Origin of the sequence: Sphingobium sp. TB-6, from assembly GCF_012927365.1 — a bacterium.
Lineage (GTDB): Bacteria > Pseudomonadota > Alphaproteobacteria > Sphingomonadales > Sphingomonadaceae > Sphingobium.
The window spans coordinates 285,269-311,869 of sequence record NZ_JABBGL010000001.1; the positions used below are offsets into that span (position 1 = coordinate 285,269).

Annotated in this window: 25 protein-coding genes and 1 pseudogene; 4 read left to right on the top strand and 22 right to left on the bottom strand. The window is 63.0% G+C overall.

Annotation, left to right across the window (positions count from 1 at the left end; translation table 11 throughout):
* Positions 1-224: 224 nt before the first annotated feature.
* A pseudogene (locus tag HHL26_RS01190) lies at positions 225-923 on the top strand (IS3 family transposase); the annotation flags it as partial.
* A 423-nt stretch (positions 924-1,346) separates the two neighbouring features.
* Here HHL26_RS01190 and HHL26_RS01195 read toward each other — a convergent pair.
* Together HHL26_RS01195 and HHL26_RS01200 are read right to left on the bottom strand one after the other, a co-directional pair.
* Positions 1,347-2,612: a hypothetical protein gene (locus HHL26_RS01195; protein ID WP_240962255.1), complete on the bottom strand. Its 1,266-nt coding sequence runs from the start codon at positions 2,610-2,612 to the stop codon at positions 1,347-1,349.
* A gap of 246 nt (positions 2,613-2,858) precedes the next feature.
* Positions 2,859-4,367: an acyl-CoA synthetase gene (locus HHL26_RS01200; protein ID WP_087575905.1), complete on the bottom strand. Its 1,509-nt coding sequence runs from the start codon at positions 4,365-4,367 to the stop codon at positions 2,859-2,861.
* 270 nt (positions 4,368-4,637) lie between these two features.
* On the opposite strand from HHL26_RS01200, the gene HHL26_RS01205 reads away from it, so the two are divergent.
* Positions 4,638-5,078 carry a PrgI family protein gene (locus HHL26_RS01205; RefSeq protein ID WP_140404647.1) on the top strand — a complete coding sequence of 147 codons (441 nt, stop codon included), beginning with the start codon at positions 4,638-4,640 and terminating at the stop codon, positions 5,076-5,078.
* Here the strand turns inward: HHL26_RS01205 and HHL26_RS01210 are convergent.
* The 10 genes from HHL26_RS01210 to HHL26_RS01255 form a co-directional block, all read right to left on the bottom strand.
* Complete coding sequence (locus tag HHL26_RS01210) at positions 5,075-8,785, bottom strand: conjugal transfer protein TraG N-terminal domain-containing protein (RefSeq protein ID WP_087575904.1); 3,711 nt, start codon at positions 8,783-8,785, stop codon at positions 5,075-5,077. The two genes, HHL26_RS01205 and HHL26_RS01210, sit on opposite strands and share 4 nt — an antisense overlap.
* Before the next feature lie 20 nt (positions 8,786-8,805).
* Positions 8,806-10,227, bottom strand: a complete 1,422-nt coding sequence (locus HHL26_RS01215; RefSeq protein WP_169575768.1) for a conjugal transfer protein TraH — start codon at positions 10,225-10,227, stop codon at positions 8,806-8,808.
* A 190-nt stretch (positions 10,228-10,417) separates the two neighbouring features.
* Complete coding sequence (locus HHL26_RS01220; protein WP_240962256.1) at positions 10,418-10,993, bottom strand: hypothetical protein; 576 nt, start codon at positions 10,991-10,993, stop codon at positions 10,418-10,420.
* 8 nt (positions 10,994-11,001) lie between these two features.
* Complete coding sequence (locus HHL26_RS01225) at positions 11,002-11,874, bottom strand: conjugal transfer protein TraF (RefSeq protein WP_169575769.1); 873 nt, start codon at positions 11,872-11,874, stop codon at positions 11,002-11,004.
* Positions 11,871-12,467, bottom strand: a complete 597-nt coding sequence (locus HHL26_RS01230; protein WP_087576248.1) for a S26 family signal peptidase — start codon at positions 12,465-12,467, stop codon at positions 11,871-11,873. Before HHL26_RS01230 ends, HHL26_RS01225 begins: the two co-directional genes overlap by 4 nt.
* Positions 12,439-13,311 carry a type-F conjugative transfer system pilin assembly protein TrbC gene (locus HHL26_RS01235; RefSeq protein ID WP_169575770.1) on the bottom strand — a complete coding sequence of 291 codons (873 nt, stop codon included), beginning with the start codon at positions 13,309-13,311 and terminating at the stop codon, positions 12,439-12,441. Before HHL26_RS01235 ends, HHL26_RS01230 begins: the two co-directional genes overlap by 29 nt.
* Positions 13,283-14,317 (bottom strand): conjugal transfer protein TraN, encoded by a 1,035-nt coding sequence (gene traN / locus HHL26_RS01240; RefSeq protein ID WP_240962298.1) that lies wholly within the window; start codon positions 14,315-14,317, stop codon positions 13,283-13,285. The genes HHL26_RS01235 and traN overlap by 29 nt, the downstream gene beginning before the upstream one ends.
* 59 nt (positions 14,318-14,376) lie before the next feature.
* Entirely contained in the window at positions 14,377-16,308 is a 1,932-nt protein-coding gene (locus HHL26_RS01245; RefSeq protein WP_169575772.1) for a hypothetical protein, read from the bottom strand.
* Positions 16,305-16,532 carry a hypothetical protein gene (locus HHL26_RS01250; protein WP_140404698.1) on the bottom strand — a complete coding sequence of 76 codons (228 nt, stop codon included), beginning with the start codon at positions 16,530-16,532 and terminating at the stop codon, positions 16,305-16,307. The genes HHL26_RS01245 and HHL26_RS01250 overlap by 4 nt, the downstream gene beginning before the upstream one ends.
* Positions 16,533-16,630: 98 nt before the next feature.
* On the bottom strand, positions 16,631-17,620 hold the full coding sequence (locus HHL26_RS01255; RefSeq protein ID WP_176598887.1) for a TraU family protein: 990 nt from the start codon (positions 17,618-17,620) through the stop codon (positions 16,631-16,633).
* 69 nt (positions 17,621-17,689) lie between these two features.
* Here HHL26_RS01255 and HHL26_RS01260 point away from each other — a divergent pair, with 69 nt between their 5' ends.
* Together HHL26_RS01260 and HHL26_RS01265 are read left to right on the top strand one after the other, a co-directional pair.
* The gene (locus HHL26_RS01260) at positions 17,690-18,028 is read left to right on the top strand and encodes a DUF1778 domain-containing protein (RefSeq protein ID WP_240962257.1); all 339 of its coding nucleotides are present in this window, start codon (positions 17,690-17,692) and stop codon (positions 18,026-18,028) included.
* 12 nt (positions 18,029-18,040) lie between these two features.
* A complete protein-coding gene (locus HHL26_RS01265; protein WP_327752430.1) occupies positions 18,041-18,580 on the top strand; it encodes a GNAT family N-acetyltransferase in 540 nt (179 codons plus the stop codon).
* Positions 18,581-18,675: 95 nt separating this feature from the next.
* On the opposite strand, the gene HHL26_RS01270 is transcribed toward HHL26_RS01265, so the two are convergent.
* The 10 genes from HHL26_RS01270 to HHL26_RS01315 form a co-directional block, all read right to left on the bottom strand.
* Positions 18,676-19,287, bottom strand: coding sequence for a conjugal transfer protein TraW (locus HHL26_RS01270; RefSeq protein ID WP_206377301.1), 612 nt, complete (start codon positions 19,285-19,287; stop codon positions 18,676-18,678).
* Positions 19,284-19,550 carry a hypothetical protein gene (locus tag HHL26_RS01275; RefSeq protein ID WP_176392533.1) on the bottom strand — a complete coding sequence of 89 codons (267 nt, stop codon included), beginning with the start codon at positions 19,548-19,550 and terminating at the stop codon, positions 19,284-19,286. The genes HHL26_RS01270 and HHL26_RS01275 overlap by 4 nt, the downstream gene beginning before the upstream one ends.
* Entirely contained in the window at positions 19,547-19,909 is a 363-nt protein-coding gene (locus HHL26_RS01280) for a hypothetical protein (RefSeq protein WP_327752431.1), read from the bottom strand. The genes HHL26_RS01275 and HHL26_RS01280 overlap by 4 nt, the downstream gene beginning before the upstream one ends.
* Positions 19,906-22,425, bottom strand: coding sequence for a TraC family protein (locus tag HHL26_RS01285; protein ID WP_169575774.1), 2,520 nt, complete (start codon positions 22,423-22,425; stop codon positions 19,906-19,908). Before HHL26_RS01285 ends, HHL26_RS01280 begins: the two co-directional genes overlap by 4 nt.
* The gene (locus HHL26_RS01290) at positions 22,422-23,054 is read right to left on the bottom strand and encodes a TraV family lipoprotein (RefSeq protein WP_066563280.1); all 633 of its coding nucleotides are present in this window, start codon (positions 23,052-23,054) and stop codon (positions 22,422-22,424) included. Before HHL26_RS01290 ends, HHL26_RS01285 begins: the two co-directional genes overlap by 4 nt.
* A 32-nt stretch (positions 23,055-23,086) precedes the next feature.
* On the bottom strand, positions 23,087-24,442 hold the full coding sequence (locus tag HHL26_RS01295; RefSeq protein WP_169575775.1) for a TraB/VirB10 family protein: 1,356 nt from the start codon (positions 24,440-24,442) through the stop codon (positions 23,087-23,089).
* Positions 24,439-25,206 carry a type-F conjugative transfer system secretin TraK gene (locus tag HHL26_RS01300; RefSeq protein ID WP_066563279.1) on the bottom strand — a complete coding sequence of 256 codons (768 nt, stop codon included), beginning with the start codon at positions 25,204-25,206 and terminating at the stop codon, positions 24,439-24,441. Before HHL26_RS01300 ends, HHL26_RS01295 begins: the two co-directional genes overlap by 4 nt.
* The gene (locus tag HHL26_RS01305; RefSeq protein WP_169575776.1) at positions 25,190-25,828 is read right to left on the bottom strand and encodes a TraE/TraK family type IV conjugative transfer system protein; all 639 of its coding nucleotides are present in this window, start codon (positions 25,826-25,828) and stop codon (positions 25,190-25,192) included. The genes HHL26_RS01300 and HHL26_RS01305 overlap by 17 nt, the downstream gene beginning before the upstream one ends.
* A gap of 11 nt (positions 25,829-25,839) precedes the next feature.
* Complete coding sequence (locus HHL26_RS01310; RefSeq protein ID WP_169575777.1) at positions 25,840-26,106, bottom strand: type IV conjugative transfer system protein TraL; 267 nt, start codon at positions 26,104-26,106, stop codon at positions 25,840-25,842.
* A 121-nt stretch (positions 26,107-26,227) separates the two neighbouring features.
* The gene (locus tag HHL26_RS01315; RefSeq protein ID WP_066563974.1) at positions 26,228-26,545 is read right to left on the bottom strand and encodes a hypothetical protein; all 318 of its coding nucleotides are present in this window, start codon (positions 26,543-26,545) and stop codon (positions 26,228-26,230) included.
* Between the last annotated feature and the right edge of the window lie 56 nt (positions 26,546-26,601).

Sequence of the window (26,601 nt, forward strand, 5' to 3'; positions counted from 1 at the left end):
GTCTCGATGTCGATCCCCGCATCCCCGATATAGTTCGTGCCAAGTACGAACGTGCGCAAACCCTTTACCTGCTCGGCTGGATCGATTGCGAATTGATCAAGGCTGCGGAACTCGCCGCGCTCATTGCGCTCGAACTGGCGGTCATGGATCGTTACGGCGACAAGATTTCGAAGCGCAAGCGCGGCTTTGCCGCGCTGCTCAAATACATGGTCGAGGGCGATGGGCTGACCGCCTTGCTGCGCGATGCCGGCTGGCATGTGAACAGGAAACGGGTCGAGCGCATCTGGCGGCGCGAGGGGCTCAAGGTGCCGCAAAAGCAGCCGAAGCGCGGCCGTCTCTGGCTCAATGACGGATCGTGTATCCGGCTGCGACCTGAGTATCCGGGGCACGTATGGTCGTACGACTTCGTCGAGGGTCGCACTCACGATGGCCGCAAGTTCCGCATCCTGTCGATCATCGACGAAGCCAGCCGGGAGTGCCTGGCCCTGCCGGTGGCACGGCGGCTCAGGAGCGAGGACGTGCTGGCGGCGCTGGCCGAGCTGTTCGTCACGCGGGGCCCGCCGGCACACATACGGTCGGACAATGGCCCTGAATTTATCGCCACAGCCGTCCAGCAGTGGTTGGCGAAGATCGGCGTGAAGACGCTCTATATCACACCCGGCAGCCCGTGGGAGAATGGCTACTGCGAGTCCTTCAACGGCTCGATGCGCGACGAGTTGCTCAACGGCGAGATCTTCTACACGCTGGCCGAAGCCCGTATCCTGATCGAAGCCTGGCGGCGGCACTACAACACCGTCAGGCCGCATAGCTCGCTGGGCTATAGACCACCGGCCCCGGAAACGGCGACGGCGCCATCGCCGCCCTCCGGTTCCGCTTCGCTCCACCTGCGGCCGGCCATGGCGCCGGAGGCGACAATGCACTAACAATCAACCCGGACCACTCGGTGGGGGCCGATCATTCGCGCGCGGACCGATGGCTATCTTACGCAGGTGATACCAAGCAATGCCGGTTCGGCTCGCGAGATGCTTCAACGTAAGGATCGGCGGTAGCTTAGGATGCCGGTCAAGGAAATCCTCGATCGCCGTCGCCGCCCGCTGAACCAGTTGATCGTCCAGGCCGAGCTGCTGCCCGGCCTCAAGATAGTGTTGAGGAGACCACATTCAGGACTACTTTGATGTCCGCCGCAGGCGGATGCATGCGGCCTTCTAGGAGACAAGCGCTCGTGAAAGAAGGTCGTATGCAACCTCCTGTCAAGCGCCGGCTTATTCTTAGGGCAACTGAAATCCGCGCCCCGACACAAGCCTGTTGAGCAAGTGTCTATGCGTCCAACTGGACGCGCACTAGCCTCAAGGCGGCCCCCTCAACTGCTGCGGATAATAACTATCTTCTCCGCGCTGGGGAACCCACTTCGAGCGCTCTGCCGGTCGGATTTCTTCTTTCAGTTCGGCACGACCTTCGGAGGTCAAGCGAAGCGTTGCCGTCAGATAACCCCGTGCAACGCATCGGTCGAGCAGCGAGGCACATTCAAGTGCATCATAACCCGTCGCATAGCTGAGCGCTGCGCGACTGCGAATGCCGCTGGCGACAAGTGCAAGGACCATCGTCGTGGTCAAGCCGAGTACGGACTCACCGAGGATCGCAGGAGGAAGCTCCGGCTCCGCGTCACCTGCGAGCTCGGTGAGCATAGCGACGGGATCGCGCGCCGTGATATCCGGAGGAAATGCCGACGCTTCTTCAAACAGCACGGTCCGATCAGGAAACATGGGCTGCCAGTCACTGTCCTCGCCGACGGGCGCCCAGAGGATAGACGGCGCATTGTTTGGACAGCCATGCTCAAAGACAAGAGCGGCCATGGTTTTCTTGAAGCCGAAACGCATCCCACGGCGGGACGTTCGGCGGCCATAGCGATTGCATAAGGCGGTGATCGCCGCTTCGATATCGCCATGCCAGGGAATTTCGCCGAACGTGGGACACTCGCGAACCAGAGCAACCTTGGGCTTGCATTTCAGGCCGCTGACTAGCCCCTTGCCCATACGCGTCGCGGTGTAAGCCAGCGCGACGAATTTGATCTGATGCCGGCTATGCCAAGACATAACGCTTTCTGAACGCCACATCGCCCTGATAAATCCAGCCGTCCTTTTTCCCGACCCCACAATGTCATCCACGACGATGATCGCCTTTGCTTTCGTTGCGCGAAGCATTTCGAGGGATGGGTGGTTCAACAGCTTTTCAGGATCGCCCTTGCAAAGGTTTCGAATGATCGCGGCGATGCGTGCTTCACTGCCGAGATCCGCGCCTCTGCCCACTGCATCCAGCGGGGCCATTGCGTCGTTAGGATTGGCCATAGCCTCATAGTAGCTGAGGTCATCTCCCAGCTCCCGCGTCGCGTAGAGCGCGACAGGCCCGCAGAATCTTGCTGCTTCCGACAAAATGAGTGACGTCACCGCTCTCTCAAACGCGGAATGCGAAACGAGTGTGAGCGCGCCGAGCAAGCGTGCCGCATTTTCCTGGTCGTCCGCGTCAAATTGAGCCAGCCAGGCCTTACCCCTGTCGGTGTTGGGCAGGCGCAGCGCAAAGTCCGAAGATGAGAAAGATGAATCAGCGGAGTACATTTCCTCACTCTACCGGAAATAAATCATGATGCGAGGGCCTCACGACCACGATGTGGCATATGCAAATCAGTTGGGATCGCGAAAGGTCTGCTTGTCAGCGGCAGCGGTTATCATAGAAGCACCAAGAATGTCGGCATTCTCCAGAGGATTGCTCCGAACCGGACAGTCGCGAATGTCCCAGCCTTTGCCGGAAAACGGCCCGTCCGCATGATGCCGCAATCGCCTCCATCAAGAAGTTGGCCCATCCTAGGAAGCTCGCGCTGAAGCGGCCCTGAGTATCGTCTTCAGGTCCGGCTTGGTAACCTTGCCCATGGCATTGCGGGGCAGGCTGTCGACGAAATGGATGAGTCGCGGGATCTTGTAGGCAGACAATTGCCCCGTGGACCAGCCAATGATCTCCTCGGCGTCCGCTTTGTGACCCGGCCGTGGCACGATGAAGGCTGCCACGACTTCGCCCCAGGTCGCATCCTCGGTCCCGATAACGGCGACCTCGGCAACGGCGGGATGGGCGAGCAACACCGCCTCGATTTCAAGCGCCGATAATTTATAGCCGCCCGACTTGATGATATCGATCGAGGTCCGTCCCATGATCCGGTAATAGTCCCGCTCGATTACCGCCATGTCGCCGGTGCAGAACCAGCCGTCACGGAAGCTGTCCCGTGTGGATCGTTCATTGTCCCAATATTCGAGGAAGACATTGGGTCCTTTGACGCGAATCTCGCCCGGCTGCCCCTCTTCCGCGATGGGCTGCTCATTCTCACCGTAGAGACGCACCTCGACTCCCGGCAAGGGCTGGCCGACATGCCCCGCCCGCCGTTCGCCATGAAGGGGGTTGGACAGGGCCATGCCGATCTCGGTCATGCCGTAGCGTTCGAGCAGCACCTGGCCGGTGCGTGCCCGCCACTGCTCGAACAATGGAACCGGACAGGCCGCTGAGCCGGACACGTTCAGGCGCATGGCGGCAAAGCCGTCGCAGACCCTTTTCGCCTCACCCTCTTCCAGGCTGTCGAGATGGTCGAGCAGCTTCACATAGATGGTCGGCACCGCCATGAATACCGAATAGTCGCCCGCCGCGACATGGGCGGCGACGGCGGGCGCGTCGAACCGAGGGAAGAGATGCACCGTCCCGCCCGCCCATAGGCCGCAGCTCAGTACGTTGATGATGCCATGGACATGATGCAGCGGCAGGAACAGGGGGATAGTATCGCTGTCCGACCAGCCCCAGGCGTCCAGAAGCACGGTGATCTGCGCCCGGATATTGCCATGGGTCGTCACCACGCCCTTGGGCTTGCTGGTGGTGCCGCTGGTGAAGACCATCATCGCGCGGCGCTCATCGGCAATAGCCGGCAGGACGCCTGCTTCACCGGCCATGAGTTCGGCCGGCTGCAATAGACGGATGTCCAGTTTCGCGCACAATTCGCCCAGCATGGCATGATGCTCGGTTTGGGCGATCAGCCGGGTCACCCGCGCGCAGCTAAGATAATGATCCAGTTCGGCAATGGTCGCGCCGACATTCAAGGGAACGGCGATCCCGCCCGCGCGCCAGACGCCGTGCATCACAGCCGCATAGTCGGTGCTGGCGGGCAGGAAGAAGGCAATGCGTTCTTCCTCCAGATCTACTTTTCCCTCCAGCAATCCGGTAGCAAGGCGGTCCGCAAGGCCGTGGAGCGCACCATAAGTCACGCGGCGCTCACCATCGATCAAGGCGGTCCGGTCATTATCCCCCTGCAAAAGCGGGAAGCGGAGTGTCGGCATGATCCCCTCGCCTCGAATAAATTATTAAAGCAGCTTCTCTCATAGAAGCGCGCGGCACACGCGGCAATGACACGGGCCATGGACCAAGCCAATCTGGCCAGGCAATGGCGAGATCGCTGCGTCACTCTCTGTATTCGGAAACGGGTTGCTAGCCGCCCGGTGTTGGAAGGTGAGCAGGAGGAAGGAGGAGTGGATTGGCACGAATTTGGGAACGATTGTGTGTGATCTGAATGACTTGATATGCTATCGTGGTGGCGAAGCGAGGAACCCATGGCAGAGCAGAATGCGCCCCATTCGAACGCGGAAAATGGTCATCCCAGAAACGCGTCACCCCGGGCGAGGGATTGGTTTTGGCATCCATGGTACGCCAAACTCTGGTTGGGATTAGCGGCGATATTCTGGGCTGTAATCCTTGCGGTGCCCGGCTATCTGCTTCCAGGCGCGATTGTCGTGCCGGTCGGCGCATTACTTCATCCGTTTGTGATCGTACCGGTACTGGGTTTCGGCTTTTTCAAGGAATGGATTCACCACAATTTTGCTGCGGGTGATAGTGATGGGACGGAGCAAGATTCCTTCAGCAACTTTGGCCGGAGTGGATATCCGTTTCGAAAAATGGACCCAACCGATCCTACCGATTCGAGTTACTACTGGCACCCAGGCAATCCAATGAGCGAAGCTTGGCGAAATGAACATGTGAGAGGGATCCATTAGCGGGCTTTGAAGTCAGGATCGCCGTCGCCCATTCCCGACTGGCGATCAGCGCTGAAGCGTCCACTCTTTAAAATCTGATGCTGTTCGACGGACGTTAGAGGTGCCGTTAGATCCAGTGTTCCCCGAGCCGCATCAGCTTGAATGAGATAGCGGTTACGGAGACCCTCGTTGCCAAGGATTTGGTGGCCCAATTCTCGAGTAAACTCGTCAGCCGGTCGAGATGATCGGGAAACCGCGCGTTCGGCCGCAGCGATCGCTTCACGTACATCGTAATTCACAATGTCAGTGCTCGCTCGAGCGTCAGTGACCCCAGTGCCTGCGTCAGATGTTTCAAACCCGACCTGGCCACCGACACTACCGCGTGTCTGTCGCATGCTACGGTTCGCGCCGCTTGTACTTTCCACCGATCCTCCAATGTTGGTGCCAAAAGATGACCGGTTGCTCACCTGATGACTCGCGCTTCGGGATAGCGATCGTGTCCATCCTGTCTGCACCATGATCGCCTGGACGTCCCGCTGGAGCGTGTCAGCCACCTGCGGTTTGAGGCGCCAGTTGCCCTTCCGGTCCATCTCGAACCCGCCCTTGAGCCAATTGGCCATCATGGCATGCCCCTCTGCACCCCCGCCCAGAAAATGCTCGACCGTATCTGGCCCGGCCTGCTTGCCCGCTTCGAACCGCGTGCTGGTGTCGGACCGCGCCGATCGGCTGAACCCGGTGCTGCTCGAGACCAGCAGATCATTATGGGCAAAGCTGAACCGCGCCCGCCCGCCACCGGCAATCGCACCCAGCTGGCTTTCATTGATCAGTCCAGCCCGCCACATCTGCGCGGCAGTATCAGGCGTCAGATTAAGGTTGAGATCGCCATTCTGGTCCATCGCAATCTGCCGCTTCGAGAGGCCAATGCCGTTCTCACGGAGAAGGCCTTGCATGCGGGTGAGACGCTCCTTGTCGACAATGCCGGTGAGCCGCTCATTGCGCGCCCGATCGGCAACGCCTTCCGCGCCACCTTCGGCCATATCGACCTGATTGCCCGCCGTGCGGCTCAAGGCCTGGATAAAGCTGTCGAGACGCGCCGCTTCCCGCACCGTTGCGCCGGCGGCCGCAGCGCCTTGCGCAAATCCGAAATTCTCAGCTTCCCGGCGCTGTTCGCCGATCCTGGCCGCAGACCGCGTTCCATCCAGCCCGACCTCGCGCTGCGCGTCGAGCTTGCCCGACCGCTCGGCAAAATCATATCCGGCGGCCTCGCGGGTACGGCCATAGACGCTGGTGCCCTCGCGCGCCGCTTCGGCCGTCGCGCCATCGGCGGTCCCGACCTGGGTCGCGGCATTATAGCTTTCAAGCGCCCGCATCACCTGCGCCTCATTGCGCCCAGTCGCGCGGGAGAGCTGCGTAATGGCCGTGGAGCGCGCTTCGCCAGACAAGGCATTGATGAACCCGATACGGCGGCTGGTTTCATCGAGCGACAGGCCGAGCATCGAGGCGGCGCTGCGGTGACCGGCATTGTTGCCCGTGCGCCAGGCCTGCTCGGTGGCGACATTGCTACGCTCGGTCGCTGCCACATGATCACCGGCATAATCCCGGCGGCCCTCCATCGCCCCGACCTGCACCTGCGCGCCCGTCAGATCGTTCCGCAACATCTGCTCCTGATCGAAGGCGTTGGCGGTGATCTTGGCGAAGGTTGGATCGGCCGAAGCCTGACCGATGAGCGTCGACGCCTTGAGCGCCGCGTCCCTGGCATCATAGCCGCTGCGCTCAAAATGCCGCTGCGTGCCAGACAGCATCATGTCATAGGCGCGCTGGTCACCGAACGCCTTCCATTGCACCATATTCTGAGCGAACGCCGCAAAGGCTCGCTCACCCGATTGCCCCTCGCCAAAATAGGTCGTGCCGAGTGCCCGCAACGCATCCTTCTCGGCAAAATTATGGATGGCGCCCGTCGTCGCATTCGCCCGGACCGCTTGAGCGGTTGCCGGATTGCTGAGATCGCGCCCGACTAGGGCAGGGGAGATGCCGCCCAGTTCTCGCGCGGCGTCGATGCCACCCAGCGCGAAGGCGCTGCCGCCCGCGAGGCCGCCACTATGCTCGCCCAAGACGGTTCCGGCCGCGCCGAACGCCCGATTGCTGCTGAACGTCGTGCGCTCCCCAAAATCTCCAAAGTTCGACGCCATGCCCCTGCGGGCCATCGTGCCGGAGGCCGATGCCTGGGCTTCGAGCGCCGAGGCAAAGCCTTCCCGCGTCATCAGGGGCGTCGCTGCCGCCGTGCCCTGGCCCTGCGCCTGAAGCGCGCCGCCGGTGAAGGACGAGAACACATTGCCGGAGAAGCGGAACACGGTGAACACGAACGCGCCAGCCAGCCCAGCGGCCGCGGTCCGGAACGATCCAAAGATCGCAAGGGCCTTCAGCGCGGCGGACGGCGCCAGCATCCACGCATTGGCGGCGACATGATTGGATCGCATTTCGGCCAGCACCGCCATCGCCCGGCCTAGGGTCAGCTGATAGATGCCCGCATCGATGACGCCCCAGAGCGCCACGAACACGAACAGGCCAAGGGCGAAACTGGCAACGCGCAGATTGATGGGCGTCAGGATGAACAGCAGGGCGATCGGCATCATGAACAGCATGATCCCGAACACCGTGGCGCGGATCGTGGGCATCCATTGATTGGCCACTGACATGGTGGACAGCCCGCTCGACACCACCGCCCGGTTCGCCATCACCCGTGCCGCTGTCGCCGGACTATCCTCGAACAGCACATCGCCGACGCTGCTGCCCAGCAGCACATCGGCAAAGAAGGCCTGAAGGGTGAGGGGCGTACCCATCATCCCGTCGCCGAGCTGCCCAAGACGCGTGCGGCACCGCGCCAGCTGGTTACCATCGGCGACATCATAGCCGCTGCTCTGGCAGACTTGGCGGGCATAGTTGTCGAACAGCGTCGGATCGCTGAGGCGGGACTGTATATGATCCCAGGCCTCCTGGCAGCTCATCGTCGTGCCGCCCTTATCGGCCGAGGTGAAGACGGTGCTGAAGGTCGCCGGTCCGGCCATGGCCGCAAAGGAGGCGGGCAGGTCCGTCGTACCCCGGAACAGCTGATCATCATCGACGCCATAGGCTGGCGAGACGCGGGCGACCGGATAGCATTGCCGGACATAGTCCTTGATGGTCGCGTCGAGGAAGGTGTCGGTCATCGGGCCGCGTGGGGAAACGGCGTTCAGAAAGAGATCAAAGGCATGGCCGCCCGCGCCAAATTCCAGCTTGGCGTTGGGGTCGGTGGTGTTGTCGTCGATCGTCTCGGCGAGCGCCCGCTCCATGAGGTTGGTGACACCTGCCACCAGCACGATGAGATTGGGGACATCGCCGACCGGCTGATAGGCATTGCGGACCCGGTCATAGACATGGACCGTACCTGTGGTCGCGACCAGGCCGACGAAGAGGCCAATGCCGATCAGCATCTGGAACCCGAACGCAACCAGCCCCATGCCCTGGCCCCGGAACGAAGCGATCACAACGCCGAGCGCGATCCCCACGACCGCGCAGATCAGCACCAGCGTTTCATAGCGCGGATCGCCGAAGATCATCGAGACCAGGCGGAACGCATCCACCGTTTCGGCAAAGCCGTCATAGGTGTGAAAACTGGACTCCAGAGCCCGCGCGGGCGTTGCCGCCAAAGCGAGCGGCAGGGCAAGGGCCGAGCGAAACAGGCGGCGCATGGGCGGTGCCTCCAAAGGGTTCATCGATTGTTGTTCGAAGCGGTGCCGGCGGTGTCGCGCGCATCGCGATCCCGCGTGCGCAGCAGCCCGGCATAATTGGCGGAAAGGTTGGCCTGATTGAGCGCGGCCATATAGCTCTGCCGCATCTGCGCGCGCTGACGCAGCACCTCCTCGCGCAAATCCCTCAGCTGCTCGATGCCCTTGGAGAGAATGCGGGTCTGGCAGATATTGGCGTTGCCGGCATCGGCCGCGCCTGCGGCGCTCGCGCCCCGTTCGGCATTGGAAACCGCAAAATCGATCGATCGGGTGAGATCGTTGAGCATCTGATAGGCGAGGGTGAGCGCCACCAGTTCGTCGGTGTCGGCGATCACGGAATCGGGCACGCCCTCACGCACCCCCCATTCCAGCATGCGATAGACCGGCAGCGTGCGGACATTGGCGACAAATTGGCGCTCTTCGGCCGTCAACGCGGCGCGCGTGCGGATCTTGGTGGCGATCGACTGCATCCGTGTCCGGGCAAGTTCCAGTGCCCCTTTGCCGCCGTCCGGGACGCAGTCCGCGGCAGACGGCGGTATGTTGAGCGAACGGCTCTGGACCTTGCCTGCGAGAAAATCCTGCGGACTGTCGCTGTCCTGATGCGGGCAGGCGGGGATGGCCGAGAAGATCGGCACCTTGTCGGTCGCGTCCCAGCGCATATAGACGTCGCCCACCCGGGCGCGCATCACGCCCGCCCAATCGCCCGCGCCCACCCGCGTCGCGGCATGGGAGAGAAGCGAGCCGGTACGGAAGATATCGGTCACCTCGGCCGGGCAGTTGGCGAGCGCGTCCTTCAGATCCTCGGTCGGATTATTCTGGTTCGCCTGGATCTTCTCGCGGCTCTGCTGGTAGCTTTTCGCGAAACCTTCCTTCACCGACTTGTAGCCGGTCATCTCCTCGATGATGCCCGACATATTGTCGTCGCCCTTGGCGATCTGCACCATTCGATTGGAAAGACGGCAGTCATTGACCTGGATGGAGTTCAGGTAATTGGTCGCCGCTTCCATCTTCGAGATGATATTGCCCATTTTCTCGTCGAGGGTTTCGAGCAAATATTGGAATGCGACCGCAGGCGCGGCCTGAAGGATGCTCTCCAACTTCTGGACCAGATAGTCCGGGTCGAGGAACGACATGCCCCCAAGGAACATATCGATACCGCCGCATCCGGCTTTCACCTTGGGGAGGGTGAGCGACATCAGATAATCGTCATGGACATCTACCCGCCCGGACATGCCGCCCGCCGTCACATAGCCGCGCGTCTGGTCCTCGAAGGAGCCGGGCGAGGTATAGGTCACATTGTCGAACCAGCTTTCCGCCCAGCCCTGGGCGTATGCAGGCGTGGTCGTGCCGCAGGTGGCGAGCAGGCCGAGCGCGATCAGCGCACAGCGAGGACGGAGCGAAGGCATGGCGGGCTTCCTCTTGGAATGAGAAGGCGAAGATGCCGGCCCGCCATGCGCGGCATTTTCAAGGATGGTCGGACGTGGGAAATAACCTCGCAAATTTGGATCAATGATCCGAAATTGCGAGGTTGATGGACAGGCGGTCGGGTTGCTTCCGCCTGGGAATGTCTGGAGTTTGATGCGTGCGTGCTGCCGATCATCTGGAAGACCTCACTGTCGCGCCAACGCGATCAACTGCTCCAACGATGCCGGTGAACCTGGCCATCGCGCGAAGCCCGACCGCCGGACGCACGCCCGTCAGCATCTTGGCCGCGAGATAGGCATTGCGCGCCAGGTTGACGCCGTGGTCGGTGCCGATCGCGATCGGGATGATGCGATCAGCATCGGCGACGGGACGGATCCATGCTACCGGATGCCCGACCCAGGGGAGGCCGAGCCGGCCGGAACGCAGCAAGGCCTCGTCGCCGCCGATGGTGCGGACCTGCCAATGATAATGCCGGGAATATTGCGCCAACTTTGCCCAGAGGTCCGCGCAGGGCAGACATCCGGGCGCCGTCGTCATCTCGATGATGAAGAGCGAGGCCTCACCTCCCAATGTCGCAGCGAAATCCGGAGGAAAATCCTTGGTTACGGGCACGCGGGACAGCCATCTTTGCATATCCGCGTTTGTCGCAACGGGGTGGATCGCAGCGCGCATGGCATCCGCGCGCGTGATGGGCCTCGCCATTGCGCCCGACATGGCAAGCGAAGGCGCCAGGAATGGAAGGATCATCCAGAATCTCATGGGTTGGCATCCTGCGGCCCGTCCGCCAATGGATCAGCCGCGGCCACGGGACCATTGGCGAGCGCGTCGAAGAAACCGTCTTCCTCACCCGCTCCGGTCAGGAACTGCTCGGGCCGGATATCGCCGGACAGCAGGCGGACAGCCTGATAAGCGGTCTGGGCGAGGTTGGGATAGGCCTCCACGCCCGTAGCGATCACCATGCGTTGCGGACTGTTCCGTCGGATCACCATTGTCGTGGGCGTCACATCGACACCGAAGCGCTGCGCAACCTCGGGCCGGTGGTCGAGGTCGATTTGGGACACCTGCCAACCCATCTCGTCCTGGAAGCGCTGGACGATCGGCCACTGCACGCGGCAATAGCCGCAACTCGTCCGCGAGAACATGACGAGCGCGAACTCGCCGGCGTGTGTGCGCAAATAGGTGCGGCGGACCGCATCCTTTTGGCCCAGCAGTTGGTCGCGTGCGTCGCCCACCATCGGATTGGCCGACTTGGAATTCAGTTCGGGATGCTGGAGCATGGCGAGCTGCGTCACGCCGGCAAAGGCCCGCGCCTTGCGCCGGGCAAAATCCTGCAACCGCCAGAAATTGGCGACCGCATCGACCGTCAACACGGTGGCGGCATAATCGCGCTGTTGCTCGATCAGCTTGCGGATCTTGGGCGGCGTCCATGCCGCAAGCTCGGTCATGGGCGGGATCACCGGCTTCGCCAGCCTGTCCGGGTCAGCGGCTTCGTCTCGGGGTTGCGGCTTTGGCGCCGCGTACCACCAATAGCCTTGCTTTGGTTCCGATCCCGGCGAACCGGTCTGCGCGGCTGTCGGTGACGAGATCAGCGAGATTGCCCCAAGAGCGGCAGGAAGATGCCAGCTCATAGCAGCTTCTCCATCCGCGTGAGGCGATGCAGGGGCACGGGACCAAAATAGCGGCTGTCGAATCCACCCGCATAAGAGGAACCGACATAGACCATGCCGGCGGGGATATGTGGCTCGGTGGGCCGCCAATGACGAAGGCGCTGCCCCTTCCGCCCGACAGGCTTGCTGATCCCGATGAGCTTACCATTGCACCGATACCAGCCATCCCTCGCGCCCGGCGTCATCGAGGGTTTCTCAATCATCTCGATCCTGTCTCCCGGCATGCAGAGTACATATTTGGTGACATCGACCGGGGCAGGGCCGGCAAGGGGATGCCGCAGCTTGAACGACACAAGGTCACCGCGCCGAATGGTGCCCGGCGCCTTGTGGACCAACCAGGCGTCGATCGAGGGCGACATGACCAGCGTGAACCGCGGCAAGGCTGAGCAGGCGACGGCGCTGATCGGCAGGATGATCGCGCAGGCCTGCCAGAAACGACGCGGTTGTGGCGCGGTGTTGGGACCGCCCGCTCCCAATGCCATGGCTGCTTTGCGCGGGGTGGCCCTGATTTCGGGCCATGCCGCCCTAGCGGCGGTCCAGGCGAGCCTGAGCATCGGCCACCTCCTTCGTGCCGCCGAGACGGGCATATTCTTCGAGCAGACCGGACAGGGCAGCGTCGCCAAAGATGATGTGGCGGCTCGCCGGGCTATTATCGTCCCGCTCGCAATAGGGCTGGGTCGGATCGCCCGGTATCAGGCCGAGCGCCGGTACACGCGCGACCCCGTGCTGCCGGAAGACCAGCGGGTCGACGATCAGCTGGACATTGCGCATCGCGCAGGCCGGGCCGTCGCAGCCTGGATCGATCCGCAGCACTTGCGCTGACAGCCTGGCCATCGGACCGATCTTCGTCATCCCGCCCGGCACGCCGCGAAAGGCCATGACGCCGCCGGCTTTTTCGAGCTGTGCCGCATAGGTCCGCAAAATCGGGATGGGCATGGAGGATGAGACAAAAAGCAACGGCACCCAGCCATGTTGCGCCGAGGGTGGCGTGGCACCCGCCAGTCCCGTGATATCCGGCGCCTCCAGTCCCAGGGCCTGACCGAGGCGCTTTGCCATGACCTCCCGCTGGGCTGCGAGGTTGTCCTGACCGGAGGTCAGTGCCGACCGGGCGCGTGCATCCATGACAGGGTCCGGCTTGCGGTTGCGCAGGCCCTCGAACGCGCGGCGCCGTGTCGCCTCTGGAAGATCGGGAAGCCGATCAGGCCCGCGCGCCTCGGCACGATCCTTCTCGCCCGCAACCGCTCCCTTGAGGTGCTGCAAGGCGCTGTCGCCCTGCGCCTGCGCGCGTTGCCGGGCATTGCCCGCGTCCCCTTCACTCTGCGCCTGGCAGGGTGAGGCGACCAGTATCGCCGCTGCAAGAAGCGCGCGGCTAGGGATTGACCGTCTCCATATAGGCATCGATCCTGTCCTTCATATCGATTTGGATGTCCGACTGGACCCGCGCCTCGATGTCGGAATAATATTCGGAGAGATCCATTTTGCTGAAATCCAGCGCCTGGAACTCTTCAGCGGTGAACCCGCGGCAATAGGGCTTCTTCGCCGTGCCCCACCCCACGGCGTTGAAGCTGGCAAGCTGGGGTCGGCCCTGTTCCTGGATGATCCGGCCGAGTTTGGTGTTGAAGCAGCAATGGCTCTTGGCCTTCTGCACGCAGACGCCAAGAATAGTCGACGCGCAGTAGGTGCCGACCTCATGGCACATGCCCGAACCACGGAGCATGCCCACTTCCATATCCTGTTGGTCACAGCCCGAAAGGAGAAAATCCATCATGAAGTTGATGGCGAGGCTGATCGCGATCGACGTCGGATCGATGCCGACGATGATCGCATTGGCACCGGCGCTCGCCGCTTGGGAGGCAGTCGCCCCCGCCTTGAACGCGGTGTAGGCGGCTTTCATGCCGGTCCAGACGCCCTTGGCGATGGCGATCTTGGTGCCGATCGAGGAAATGGATGAGCCCATCCCGTCCTTCACGATCTCGCCGCGATCCTTGCAGCAGTTGGAGAATGTGGTCTTGAGGCCCGCCGGACGGCAACGAACAGCGCGCCCGGCAAAGATCTCGATCGCCCCGAGGCAGTTGCCATCGGCATCGACGGGACCGTCATTGGGGGCGCCGGGATCGTCGACGACCGGATCCTCCTCCTCGATGCCGCCGCCGATCACCGATGTGCAGGCATGGGGCGAGCAACTGGGCGTTCCTCCGCCAATGGGTGTTGCGCACGGATATTGGCTGCCCAGCGGACAGCTATAGGCGCCGACCGCATCGGCGACACAGGCGGCCTGCTGGATCGGACAGAGATAGCTGCCGTCGGTCATCTCGGAACATTGGGCGGTTTCCCCCGGGGTCTCGGCATCGCCGCTGCCATCGAGGTCGGCGGCGCAGAGTGGCTGCGCCTGGGCCGGCGTCATCGTGAGCGCAAGGCTGGACGCCAGCAGCAAGGTGGCCAACAAGGAAAGGCGCCACCGCATCAGCGTGTCTCCGCCGTGCAGGCGAGGTCAGCGCCGGCCAGGCGCACGGTCTGCATCATGACGACGGCTTCGGGAAAATCGTCGAGACAGCCGCAGGCCGAAACCAGCTCTTCCCCCTGCCCAAGTGGGCAGACATTGTCCGCTGAGCAGCTGTGGTAAAATATGTCCCAGCCGGCCGGGTCATTTTGCCTGACGCCGACGACACCGTCTATCGCCACATCGCTATTGGCCTTGGGCGCTCGGGTCTTGCAGATGGGCTCGCAGGCGGTAACGGAACCCCGTTCGGGCATGGAGAAGGGACGGGTCGAGGCCGAAACCATGCCGCTGGCATCGGTCGTCCGGTCCGCCAGCAGCGTTTCGGTCGAGTGGTCGATGATATACGCGCCGCGGCTGAGGTCCGGTGCGCCGGCGTCTGCCTGGTCGATGACGCATGCATATTGGCGTGCGCGTTCGAAGAAGTCGCGCGTATATTGGAAACTGCATGCCCCCGTGCCGAACAGACGGGTGGAGGGCAGGGGCTTGATGCCGGTGTTGACGCCATTCCTGAAGGTCACGACACCATCGACCGTCTCGCTCACAAGATGACAGGCGGGATCGGCGGCATAGCCCGAGCATAGATCGACCAGCCGCTCGCTGACCTCGCAGGACGTGTCGACCTGCACTTCGAGAGTGACATAGCCCCAATTGCCGTCGCCGCCACCCCGCACCCGCGCGCCGACTATTGTCGCGCCGCTGCGCAGCTGGGAGGTGATGTCGATGGCGGACCTGTTGTACCAGGGATCGTCGCTGATACGGCAGTCGCCCGAGGGCAAGGCCTCCCCCAGCCAGGGGCGCTTTCCCGCATAACCCACGATCTGGCCGTTGACCCTTGCCTGGACCCAGTCGTCCGCGCCCATTTCAACGATGCGCGCGGAGCGTATCCGCGCCGGAGCCAGGGGATCGAAAGTCGCGCTGTAGATTGGGGGCACGCTGCCACATGTGCCGGAGCCGCGAATTTCATAACGCCGGCAGCCGGTTCCGCAGCTGGTGACCGCGGCGATCGAACCACGCACCGCGAGGATATCGTCGAAGCCCCATGCCTTGACCGTGATGTCGCGCTCGATCGCGCAGTTGCGGGTCTGCTGCGCTTTACCGTTGCCGGCCGCGGAACCGGCCAGGGTCTGGAAGACGCTGCTTGCCTGCGAGACGGAATAGGCGTCGCCCTGGATCGCGGTGGGGTTGCTCCGATAACTGGTCGCCGAAAGCTGGGGCTGAGCCGTGCAGGCCGTGGTCTGCGCTCCAGTATAGCGGATCAGTGGACCATCGATGGAAGCCTGGGCTACGCCGATACGGGGATCGGCGGTGGTGAGCGCCCCGACAACGCCGCCACCCAGATCCTTGAGGATCGAGGCCATATTGCCCCAGGAGAGATTGGCGCCGCAGCTGTTGTTGACGCAATAGCAGCCGGCAAGGGCCGTGAGATCGACCTCGCCAAGCTTGAGATTGCCGCTGCTGCCGACCTCCCATTGAAACGGGCGGCATTGGTTCCAACTGCCCGGCGCACAGGAGATGATGCCATTGGCGCAGATGCCCGATACGGGTACGGGCACGTTCAGCGTTTCGTCGAACGAGCCGTCGAGATCCTTGTCGCGCGAGATGCGCAGCGTGCCGATATCGCCGGTCGAGGCGGGTTGGGCGAGCAGTTCGAGCAGCGTCGCGGTCTTCTGGCAGGCGATATTCGGCGCGAAGCTCTTGCTGTTGTCGATGGTGCTGACCGGCTGGCCGGCAAGACTGGGGGTGAGATAATTGCTTTGCAGGGCATCGCTGTCGCCGGTCTTCGTTCGCGATGCGGTGGCCGCGCTGCGTGCGCGCTCCTCCATCGTCTGCGCCTGGGTGACGGCGGGAAGGCAGATGGCGATGCCCGCTGAGAGGAGGAGCGCGTGACACTTCATGACGCGGCATCCGGGGCGGCGCGCGACATGCGGCGCAGTCGGAAGCAGTGGGACACGCCCGATGCCCCGACGTCACCCAGTACGCGAAAGGCGGCCTGGCCTCCTATGGTGGTCAGCACGGCCACCACGACGGCGGGCCGGAGAGGGGTTTTGCCCACCGCCGACAGGGGTTCGGCGGCCGTGCTGACCATAGGTGGAGCGATGCCGCAGGGGGACCGCGGCATCGCTCCGTCCTCGCGCCGCGCGGGACAGCCACCATGGCTGTGGCGGGCAGAGCAGGCAAAAGCCCGCATCGGTGCGAGGGATGGGGGAAGGGACCGGCTCACGGGGTCGAAACTCCCGCGCAGCAGATCACCTTTTCAAAAGCCATGAACTGGGCGTTGTCCTTGCCGGGCGCATGTTTGCCCGAAGACCAGAGCGCACCGGGGCGGCCGATATTGACGCATTTGCCGCCCTTGACCGGCTCCATGATCTGGAGCTTGTAGCGGCTCTTGGTCCAGATCGGCTGGGGCTTGAACGAGCAGCCATCGGCGGAAGAAATGGTCAGCGCACCGAGCCGCCCCATCATGAAGGTGCCGCGCGCCGCGATGCCGGCCCAGGCTTCGACCGAGTCATCGAAATGGATGTCGCCCGCGACCGGATAGGTCGCGCCCCAGCTTCCCATGCACCAGAAAAGGGGATCGATGACCTTGCCGGCGGCAGCCGCCGCGCTATCGGCCATGCAGGCCAGCCCTGCGGCGGGATTGCCGAACAAGATGCCCTCGGGCTGGATGATCGCGCCCAAAGTCCCCGACTGCCAGGTCGGCAGCACCTCGGTGATCATGGCGACGTCGAAGCCGTCATCCTCGATGCAGGGGAGGTCCGTGAACATGTCCAGCATCTTCCAGACCGGGGAAATATAATAATGCATCTGCGCGAACATCTTGCGCGTGTTGGTGCCGTCGGCGATGCTGCTCTGGCTCCCCTGGAGCTTGCCGCCGGTGGGCATGAGGTCGGCGCCCAGCGCCATCATGCAACCGGGTTCTGTAACGACGTCGATCATCCGGTTGGGCGACCAGAAGCTCACTTTCACGCCGAACCAGAAGGTGGTGCCCTTCCGACAGGCGCAGAGCGGCTTGGAGGCGGACTGGGCGTCCAGTTCCTTATCGAGCTTGTCGAAGCTGCCGACCCGGACGCCCCCGATGGTGATGGGGAAGATGCAGGTCCAGCGCACCTTGGTGATGGGATTGAAGATCGTTCCCGCCTCGCATTTGGAGGCATGGGCCGGCGTCGATACCAGCATAGCCAGACCCCCCATGCCAAGGCACAGCATCTGCTTCATCGGACGAGTCGCTATGAAGTCGATCGATCTTGAAATGTGCGCCCGCAAGGCGTACATGATATGCGGAACAGTGAAGATGAGGCTTTGGCGATGCAAGCGTGTGATGACGCAGCGGGTGCAATCAACGAGCGGAGCACGGTGCGTATGAATTTTCGTACCAAGCCGCATATCAAGCAGGCGATTCAGCAGGCTGCGGCGTGGTGTGGTGTCGATGATTCCGTATTCGTTATGAACGCCGCGTATAAGGCGGCACTGGAGACGATCCAGACGCACGAGCGTACGATTTTGAGCCGGAAGGATTATGAATCGATTCTCAATGCCTTCGAGAATCCGGGTCCGCCCTCGGATGCTCTGCGCGAAGCCTTCGCCCGGCATGACCAGATGATCGAAAGCCGATAAGAGCGAGGTTTCGTGACTGATAAGGGGATGATCATCGAGCCGCTTGATCCGGTGCGGCACGACCGGGCGGCTTTTTCGTCCGGGATTGATCAAGTCGACAATTATTTGCGCAAGACGGCAAGCAAGCTGGCCCGAGCGGACAATGTGCGGGCGTTTGTCCTTCTGTCTCCCGAAGGGGAGCTTTTGGGCTTTTACACGTTGAACGCGCACAGTGTCGATTATTCCCACCTGCCCGCTTCTTTTACGCGTAACCGGCCGGGGCATGGTCAGATACCCGCTGCGTTCATATCGATGATCGGGGTCGATGCCCGTTTCCAGGGCAAGGGATTTGGAGGCCTCTTGCTTGCCGACGCTCTCAAGAGGATCGGACGCGCCGCGATGGATGTCGGAATCGCCCTTGTGCTCCTCGACATTCTCGACTGTGGCGATCCGGCGAAGGTCGAGAAGCGCAAGCAGCTCTATATGCGTTATGGGTTCCAGCCCTTGCCCGACGTGCCTCTGCGCCTCCACCTTCCTGTCGCAAAGATCCACGCATTGCTGAACATCCCATAGGTTGCGGCGCGGGAGACGCGCTTTGAGCCGTTCGCTACACCGCGTGCAGACTGGACGGCATTCGGCCAATTGCGCGGTGGGCATGTTGGAACGAATCATTGCCGCTCCCCTTTTCGCTGGTCGACGGCCTCAAATTCGTGGAGTTCGAGCTTCTTGCCGACCTGGGAGACGATGACGGGCGCCACGGTCAGGCCCAGCCGCTCCTTCACGCGCTCCTCAAGAATGAACAGCGCCCGCCCGGTTCGCTCGGAAAGTTCGAGCGCGTCGCCCCCCGTCAGCAGGATGAAATCGGTGAGCCGGGCATGGTCGAGCGCCCAGCCAAGGTTTCGCGGATGGACGATGACGAGACGCTGCGGCAACGAGACATAGTCGAGCGGGTTGAAGGTGAAACCCTTGGGATAAAGCAGCTTGCCGTCAGGCAGGCGGATTTCGTCGGGCAGGGTGTAGAAGGGCACGACGAAGCGGGTCCGGTCCTGTCGGGCGTTTCCGAGCGACGCAGCGCGTAGCGCTGACCAGTTCGCGCGCGGACCAAATTGAGCCGCCATATTGGTAGGTTGTCGCGCGGCCCGCGCTTCGATCTCCGCGAGCGCGTCAGGCTCGGCTATGGGCCAAGTCCGCCCGATCGTCGCGGTGTCCGCGATGGCCGCAGGAACAACCAGCACACAACAGCCTATCGCCATGCCTGCAATGAGGGTGCGGTGGATCATGACCGCCCGCCTCCACGCCACGCATGATTGCGCAGCCGATAGGGCCGCCAGACCCGGCCTTCCTCCTCATCTCCACCGCGGATCGCCGTGATGATGGCGGCGAGCCCCAGTAGGCCAGCAGCACCGACGATGCACCGCAATCCCATGTCCAGTTCCGTCGCCGACCACAGCACCAGCCCCGCCTGGATCGTCAGCAGCAGATGCGTGCCGACAATCATGCGTATGGCGGGCTGTCCAGGACGGGATGAAAAGAGGCCGGTCATGGCCGTTTCCAGGCAGCGAGAAGATTGGAGCGCCTGGCTTTCCAGCTGCGCAACGCTGCGAGGCATTTCCCCGTCAAGCCGGTGAGCAGGATGAGCAGAAGGCCTGTGTTGAGGCAGGTAGCGCCGATCAGCAGCGCGCCGCGCGCGATCAGCATCGGTGGCTGGTGCAGCATCAGGCCGGTCACAATCACCAGGCTGGTCAGCAGGATGGTTTCGATCACCATCAGCCGGAAGCGCCATCGTATGGCTTCGGCCTCCGCGCGGATCGCGACCCGGGCCTCGATGATCCGCTCGATCTCGGCATCCTTGCCGAACCCCAGGGGCAATTGATCGGGATGGGTGGAAGGCTTGCGCATCATGCTGCCCCTCCATCTTGCATTGCAGGCAGGATTTCGGCGGGATCGACCCCGGCCAGCTCGCACACGGCTTCGAGTGGACTGCGCCCGGCGCGGATCAGCGCCTCGAAGGCCGCCACCTCCTGCGGCGCGCTGGTGTTGATCCAATAGGAAAAGGGGTCCACCACCAGCCGGGCCACGCCCAGTCCCAGGGGAGAGTCGATGAAGATCTCGCTATAATGGGGTTTGGCGTTACGGACGGATTTCAACAGATCGAGGACAAATCCGGAATAGTCGAGGATCTTGTTCTCGACCGCCTGGGCATAGGTCGAACCCTGAAGCAGGAACCGCGTCGCTGCATTTTCGAGGATCACCTGTCCGGTGCCGCCGAAGAGCAGAAGGTCGTTCATGCTCTGGAGGACAACACCGAAACTGCCCTGATATTTGCGCGCGCGGCGATAGCCCTGGCCGAAAGCTTCGGCGAGCCGCGACAAGTCCTGGCCCTCGCTCCGGGTCATGAACTGCGCGGCTTCATCGCACAGGACAAAGCGCGGCCGGTCGCGCGCGGACAGATAGAGTTCCTGGGTGACCGCGTTCACCACGACCATGACGATGACGTTGAACAGGTCCGGCATGGCTTTGAGCCGCTCAAGCTCCAGCACGACAAACTCGTCGTTGCTGATGTCGAAGGTCGAGGGACCGTTGAAGAAATGGCCATAGGCGCCGTCACTGCCGAAATCGCGCAGGTTGAAGGCGAGTTCCCGCGCGGCCGGCACCAGATGGTCGACCCGGTCGAGATCGGACGCTGCAAATTGCGGATAGGCGCCGAGCCAGGCCCGGACGCTGTCTATCCCTTCCTCGGCATGACCTTCGTCGATCGTCCACTGCACAGCGGACTTGAGCAGATTCCATTCCGACGTCGTGACGCCCTTGCGCGTTGCGGCATTGGCCATTTCCGCGACGATCGCGACCGCCATGGAGATCGCGGACTGGCGATCATCGCCATCAAGCGCGAAGCCCATGTCGAACGGATTGAGCACGAGCTTCTCTTCGCCAATATCGATATAGCGGCCCGAGCACAGGGTGCAGAGTTTGCGATAGCTGCCGCCAATATCGATGATGCGGATAAGCGACCCTTGCGCATAATATTGCTGACAGAGATTGTTGAGGAGGAAGCTCTTCCCCGCGCCGCTCTCGGCCGAGACGATGAAATTATAATTGTTGATGCGCGGATCGAAAAGATCGAGCGTGATGAGCTGGCCCTTGCGGCCGGTATAAAGAAGGGCCGGGCGACCGCCGCCGCGAAAGTCGGTCTGCACCGGCGCCAGCAGCACGGCGGCTTTGACCGGCATGCGGAAATCGCGTTCCAGCATCCGCATCGTGCGTTTTTCGGGATAGAGCCCGAAGGGGAGGCTCATCGGCAACAGGACCGGATTGAGATAGCTCTCCTCCTGCATCATCCAGGGGAGCGGCTCGCTCTCCCACAGGCGCTTGGCGCGCGCCGCCATTTCCCGCGCGTCGGCGCTGGTGCGGCCGAAGACCCAGACCATCGGGATCACCGAAAGGAAGCGGCTGTTGCCCGCCTCATCGAGCACCCAACCGATTTCCTCGATCTGCTTGCCGACCTCGACCGCGAAGCTGCCCGCCGCCTTCTGCGCGGAGAGGATCTGGGCGCGCTTGTGAATCTCGAACTGGCTGTGATCGAACAGGATGTTGAGCGTGAAGAGAAAAGGGCCGCCAATCTGGTCGCTGTCCTCGGCCGCCCCGCGCATCCCGCCCAGCAGGCGATTGGCGCGCTCGGCGGTGATGCGCCGTGCCGGCGCCCTTGGCGTCAGGCAGCGCGCCACCTGATTGCCCAGATGCACTTCCGGGCCGTCGAACAGCAGGTCGGGGCCTGCATCGATGATCTGCTTGCGAACAGGCGGGGCGGGCTGGCCGTCACTGCCATCGGCGAACACGCCTGGCGCGGCATCGAAGAGACCGTTGAAGATCCGGCGATAGAAGCTGACCAGTTCCTCGGGCGGCAGACGGCGGATACCAAGCTTGGCGAGCTGTTCCTCGATCTGGCGGCGCAGGTCATGGCCAAGTTCCACCCGCGTCTTGATCGAGAGGAACAGCCGAAAATTGCGCACCGGGATGCCATGAAGCGCGTCGAGCCCCTCGGTTCCGGCGCGCAGATAATCGGCGGTGCGCCGCGCCGATGCCTGGATCAGAGGATCGGGCCGGGTCTTCATATCCAGGAAGGCATCGAGCGCATGGTCGATCAGCGGATCGGCAAAACCGTGGAGCTGCAACACCGTCCCATCGGGAAAATGGATGTTGAGGAGGCCCAGCAAGGCCTGATGGACATGAGCGAACATATAGGCCGACGGGATCAGCTCCCAGGCATGGCCCCAGCCATCGTCGATGCAGAGAAAGGCTTCCTCCTCTTCGTTCCAGGCGACGAGCGGCAGAAAATCGGAATAGGCGTCGCGCGCGACGGCGCGATGCAGGTCCGACCGGGTGAGGCCGCCGCCATGGCGGGTACCGAGCGCGATCATGGCCGTGCCTCCTCAGGCGTAGCGGGGATATCGGCGGGCTCGCCCTCGACGGCGCGGTCGGACGCGCCCTTGTCCCTCACCTGTTCCAGCACCGGCACGCCCGTCGCGGACTGGACCGGGCTCACCAGATAATCGCCCACCACCCATTGGGGCCTCTCGAGGATCGAATAGACATAGCGCGGCATGTAGAGCCGGTCGGGCCGCTCGCGGTCGGCATAGGGCAGGATCAGCGTGCGCACCGTGCGGCCGGGGCGCAGCATCGGCGTGACCGGCGCATCGACCAGGCCCTGCAACTCCCGATAGACGCTGTCGCGATAGCCAAGATAGGGGGATGGGCCTGTCTTGCCCCGCTTGGTGGCACTGCTTGTCCCGGTACCGTCTCCCTGGCTGAGAAGAGCCTTGTCATGGGTGACCGCGGGATCGGAGCGGGATGGCACGCCAGCCACCGCATCGGCATAGGCCTTGTCGGGATGGATGCACTGCCCATGGTCGCTATTCTTGCAGCTGAACTTCTCGCTGTAGGGCGACATGACCGAGCCAATGGTGGAACAGCCCGCGAGCAGCAGAGCCATGCCGAGCAGCGCTGGCGATCCAGCCCGGCGCGCAGCACCAACGGGCGTGTCAGGCATGGGGCGAATGCCCCTCAAAAGACGATATGCCATCAGAATTTGCTCCCTGCGCTGGGTTTGATGTCGAGGGTCACGCCCTCCTGGATGACCACCACCACCTCCTTGGCGGCGCCGACCTCGACGATGGGGCCAGCCTGGCGCGCAAGGTCGAGATAGAAATCGGTGAGCTTGTCGGAGGATTTGGAAAGGCCGCCGGCAATGCCGCTCTTTGCGGCATCGGTCGCATCGAGCGTGCGGACCGAACCCAGGGCGGAGGTGGAGAGGTCCCCGAAGCTGTTTTCGACTGAACTGGTAAAGCCGCTCACGGTCCCGGCGATGAAGGATCGGGCCAGCGCCGCGCCGGCGCGGGTCACGACCTTGCCCGAAAGCCCCTTCTTTCCATCGGTGTCGACGAAGAAGCCCTTGATGGGCTGATCGACGACGGACCGCTCGTCGAAATCGACGCAGGAGAGCGACACCAGCTGGACCTCGACCCGTTCCTTGGCGAGGCTGCCGGTGGCATTGCCGATGACAAAGCAGCCGGCAAGATTGGCTTTCACATCATTGGGCAGCACGGCGGGGGCCTGCACGCGGGCGATCAGCGGTTCCGGGTTCGAGGTCGCGTCCCGGCTGGCCAGTGCGTCGATCCCGGTCAGGAGCCGTGCCTTCATGAAACCAGGCGGTAAATAGATGGTCCGCGACTTTTTTCCGTTGCCGGACCCGGCGCCCTCCTTGTTTGCGGCGGGGATGATGGCGCTGGTGGCAGCGCCAATCGAACCGACGGTCTTCTCGACTGGGGGCGCGGGCGGCGCGGCCGGAGCGACCGGCGGTACAGGCGGCGGGATCGACCCCATCGCGCTGTCCAGCTCCGCGTCGCTGGGTGGCGGCGGGAAGGCCGGCAATGTGCCCGTCATGGCCGACGGCAGATCGCCACCATCGGTCGACGTGCCGCCGACCTTGCTGCCGGGCATGACCTTGCCCTCCTCGATCGCGGTGATGCGATCGCCCAGCAGGGATTGGCCGTCGAGCACCTTTTGCAGGTCACCGCGCAGCTTGGTTTCCAGACTATCACCGCGCAGGCCCGCGCCCATGTCCAGCTTCGAGGCTGCGGGCAGATCGGGCTTGTCGTCGGAGGAACCGCTGGACGCTGTGTAGAGACCATAGCCCAGGATCGCGACCGCTGCTCCCACGCCCACCTGCTTGGCGCGCAGTTTCTGTCTTGCCGACATGGCGCGCCAGTGGGTTTTCAGGTCGAGCAGGGCCGGGCCGCGAACGGCGCCCTGATCCTTTGCTTGCCCTTGCTTTCCGTCCCTGGCCTCATTTTGATCTTTCGGGGGGCGAGAAAAGCCTTTGATCGGGGCGCCAAGATCCTGCGGGGTTTCTTTCCCGCCTTGCTTCTTCTCGTTCATTGGTTTGCTCCCCGCCGTACGATGATGAGGCGGGCGGTCTCTCCGGCTTTGAGCGAAAGACGATCGGCGCTGACCGCAAAGACGCGGGCACCAAAGGCGCGGTCGAGGAACAGCCGCTCATCAAGGCCGAGGTCCGCGTCCGCTTCGACCCGATATTCCGATGCCGAAAGACCGGAACCCTCTATCTCGACCCGTCGGCGTTCGATGATTCGCGCGGCGGGAAGGGAGGGCAGCACGACCCGCTCGGCCTTGGGCGCGACGGCGGTGAAGCTCGCCGGGATACGGTCCTGGAGCATAGCGAGCGTGATCGAGACGGCGCGCTCCTCCTCGACCAGCGGCCCCAGCAATTCGTCATTGGCCTTGGCGCGCTGCGCGCTGCCCGGCACCAGGGTGACGGTCTGGGCGGGAATGTCCGAGGGCTCGGTATAGAGCGGATAGATGGCGCCATTGCAGGAAATGAAGAATTCGGACGGCGCGGTCACATAGCTGCGCGTGACGGCACCGGCGTCATCGACTTCCTTCACCAGGAATTTGATCCAGGCGTCCGCGCCGCCCTTCTCGACCGCGATCGCCTTTTCCGCCGAGAATTTGACGTCCTCGATCTCGCCGCCTGTACAGATCACATGATTGACGTCGCGGTTCGACAGCCGGATCGTGCTGGTCTGATCGGGCAGCGCGACGATGGACTGGGCGAAGACCGGCGCCGACGCGATCATGGCCAGCAGGGCGGCGGACGCGCGCAGGGGTTTACCGAAGCTCGGCATCGAATTTTTCCTCCGAAAGGCGGGTGATCCAGAAGCGGCCGTTCTCGACGCCGTAGCCGATGCGCAGCGTGCCCCGGAATTTGCGGATCACGCCGCCGATGATGCGGACCTTCTCGACCGGAACGATGATGTCCCTGTCGGTCCAGCTGACCGGCTGGTCGGGACGGATATAGGTGGCGATCGACAGGGTCGGGTTTTTGGAAAGCTCGTCCAGCACTGCGTTGAGGCTGTCGCGCATACTGTTATAGGCGTTCGGATGGACGATCGAGAGCAGCTCCTGGAACTGCGGATCTGCCGAATAGGCGGAATAGGTGCCCGAGAGCGCGACGATGTTGCGCGTCATGGTGCGCAGATAGTCCGTCGAGGGTTTCGAGCCCGTCACATAGAGATCGCCGCCCGTGCCAAAGGGCACGACCACGGTGCGCCGGTTCTGGTCGGTCGAATAGACCACCGCGCCCAGCACCGCCGTGATGCCGAACAGGCCCACAATCGCGAATTTGAGCAGGCGGTTCTCCTCGAAGAGATTGGAGGAGCCCTGGAGATAGCGGTGGATGCCGAAGCTCGCTGGTTTGCCCAGGAGCGGATCGACCTCGGAGCCGGTTCGGTTTGAAAAGAGCGACATGGCTTTAAGCCTCACTCATAAAAGCGGGTCTGGGTTGGACCTGGATAATGGCGGAAGCCAAGCAGGCCCCAGCGCCAGGCGAGATGGGCCAGAAACCCGCGGGGTGTGCTGCGCTTCCAGGGGATGAAAAGGAGAAGGGCAAAGACGAGCGCCCATCCGATCAGCCCGCCGACGATGACGGCGACGAAGATGGTCGAGACCACCAGGATGAACTCGTCCGATCCGAACCATAGGATCTGGACCGGCCGATGCAGATACTGGGGCAGGCGTTCGTCCATTGTCCCTTCTCCTCCTGCTTCATCTCCCCGGCATGAGCTCGGGGTTTCCCGGGAGCCATCATTGGCTTCCAGGCTCGGGGGCGTGGGTTGCGTGAGAGTGTGGCGACCCGCGCCGATCAGTTCAGATGGTCATGCCGAAGGTCTGGAGGATCGAATCCGCCTTGATGAGGCAGACCGCCGCCACGATCGTCGGGATGCCGATCATGATGTTGGAAAAGAGGCGCGAGACGCCGAACAGGAAGGCCGCGACGCCGCCGACAAAGCCCAGCGGTCCCTTGACGCCCTGGTTCACGACGATGTCGTAAATGTCGTAGCCAAGGTCGCCGGCGGCGGGCGCCGTGAAAGCATGGGCGATCCCCGTGGCCGCAAATATGGCCAGGAGAGCGGCGATCGAATAGTCGGCAGCGGAAAGGCTGCGTCGTCCAAGGGCTTTGATCATGTCATACTCCATGTGCAAGAAGGAGCCGTCCGCTTGGGATATGTGCCGGCGAGGGA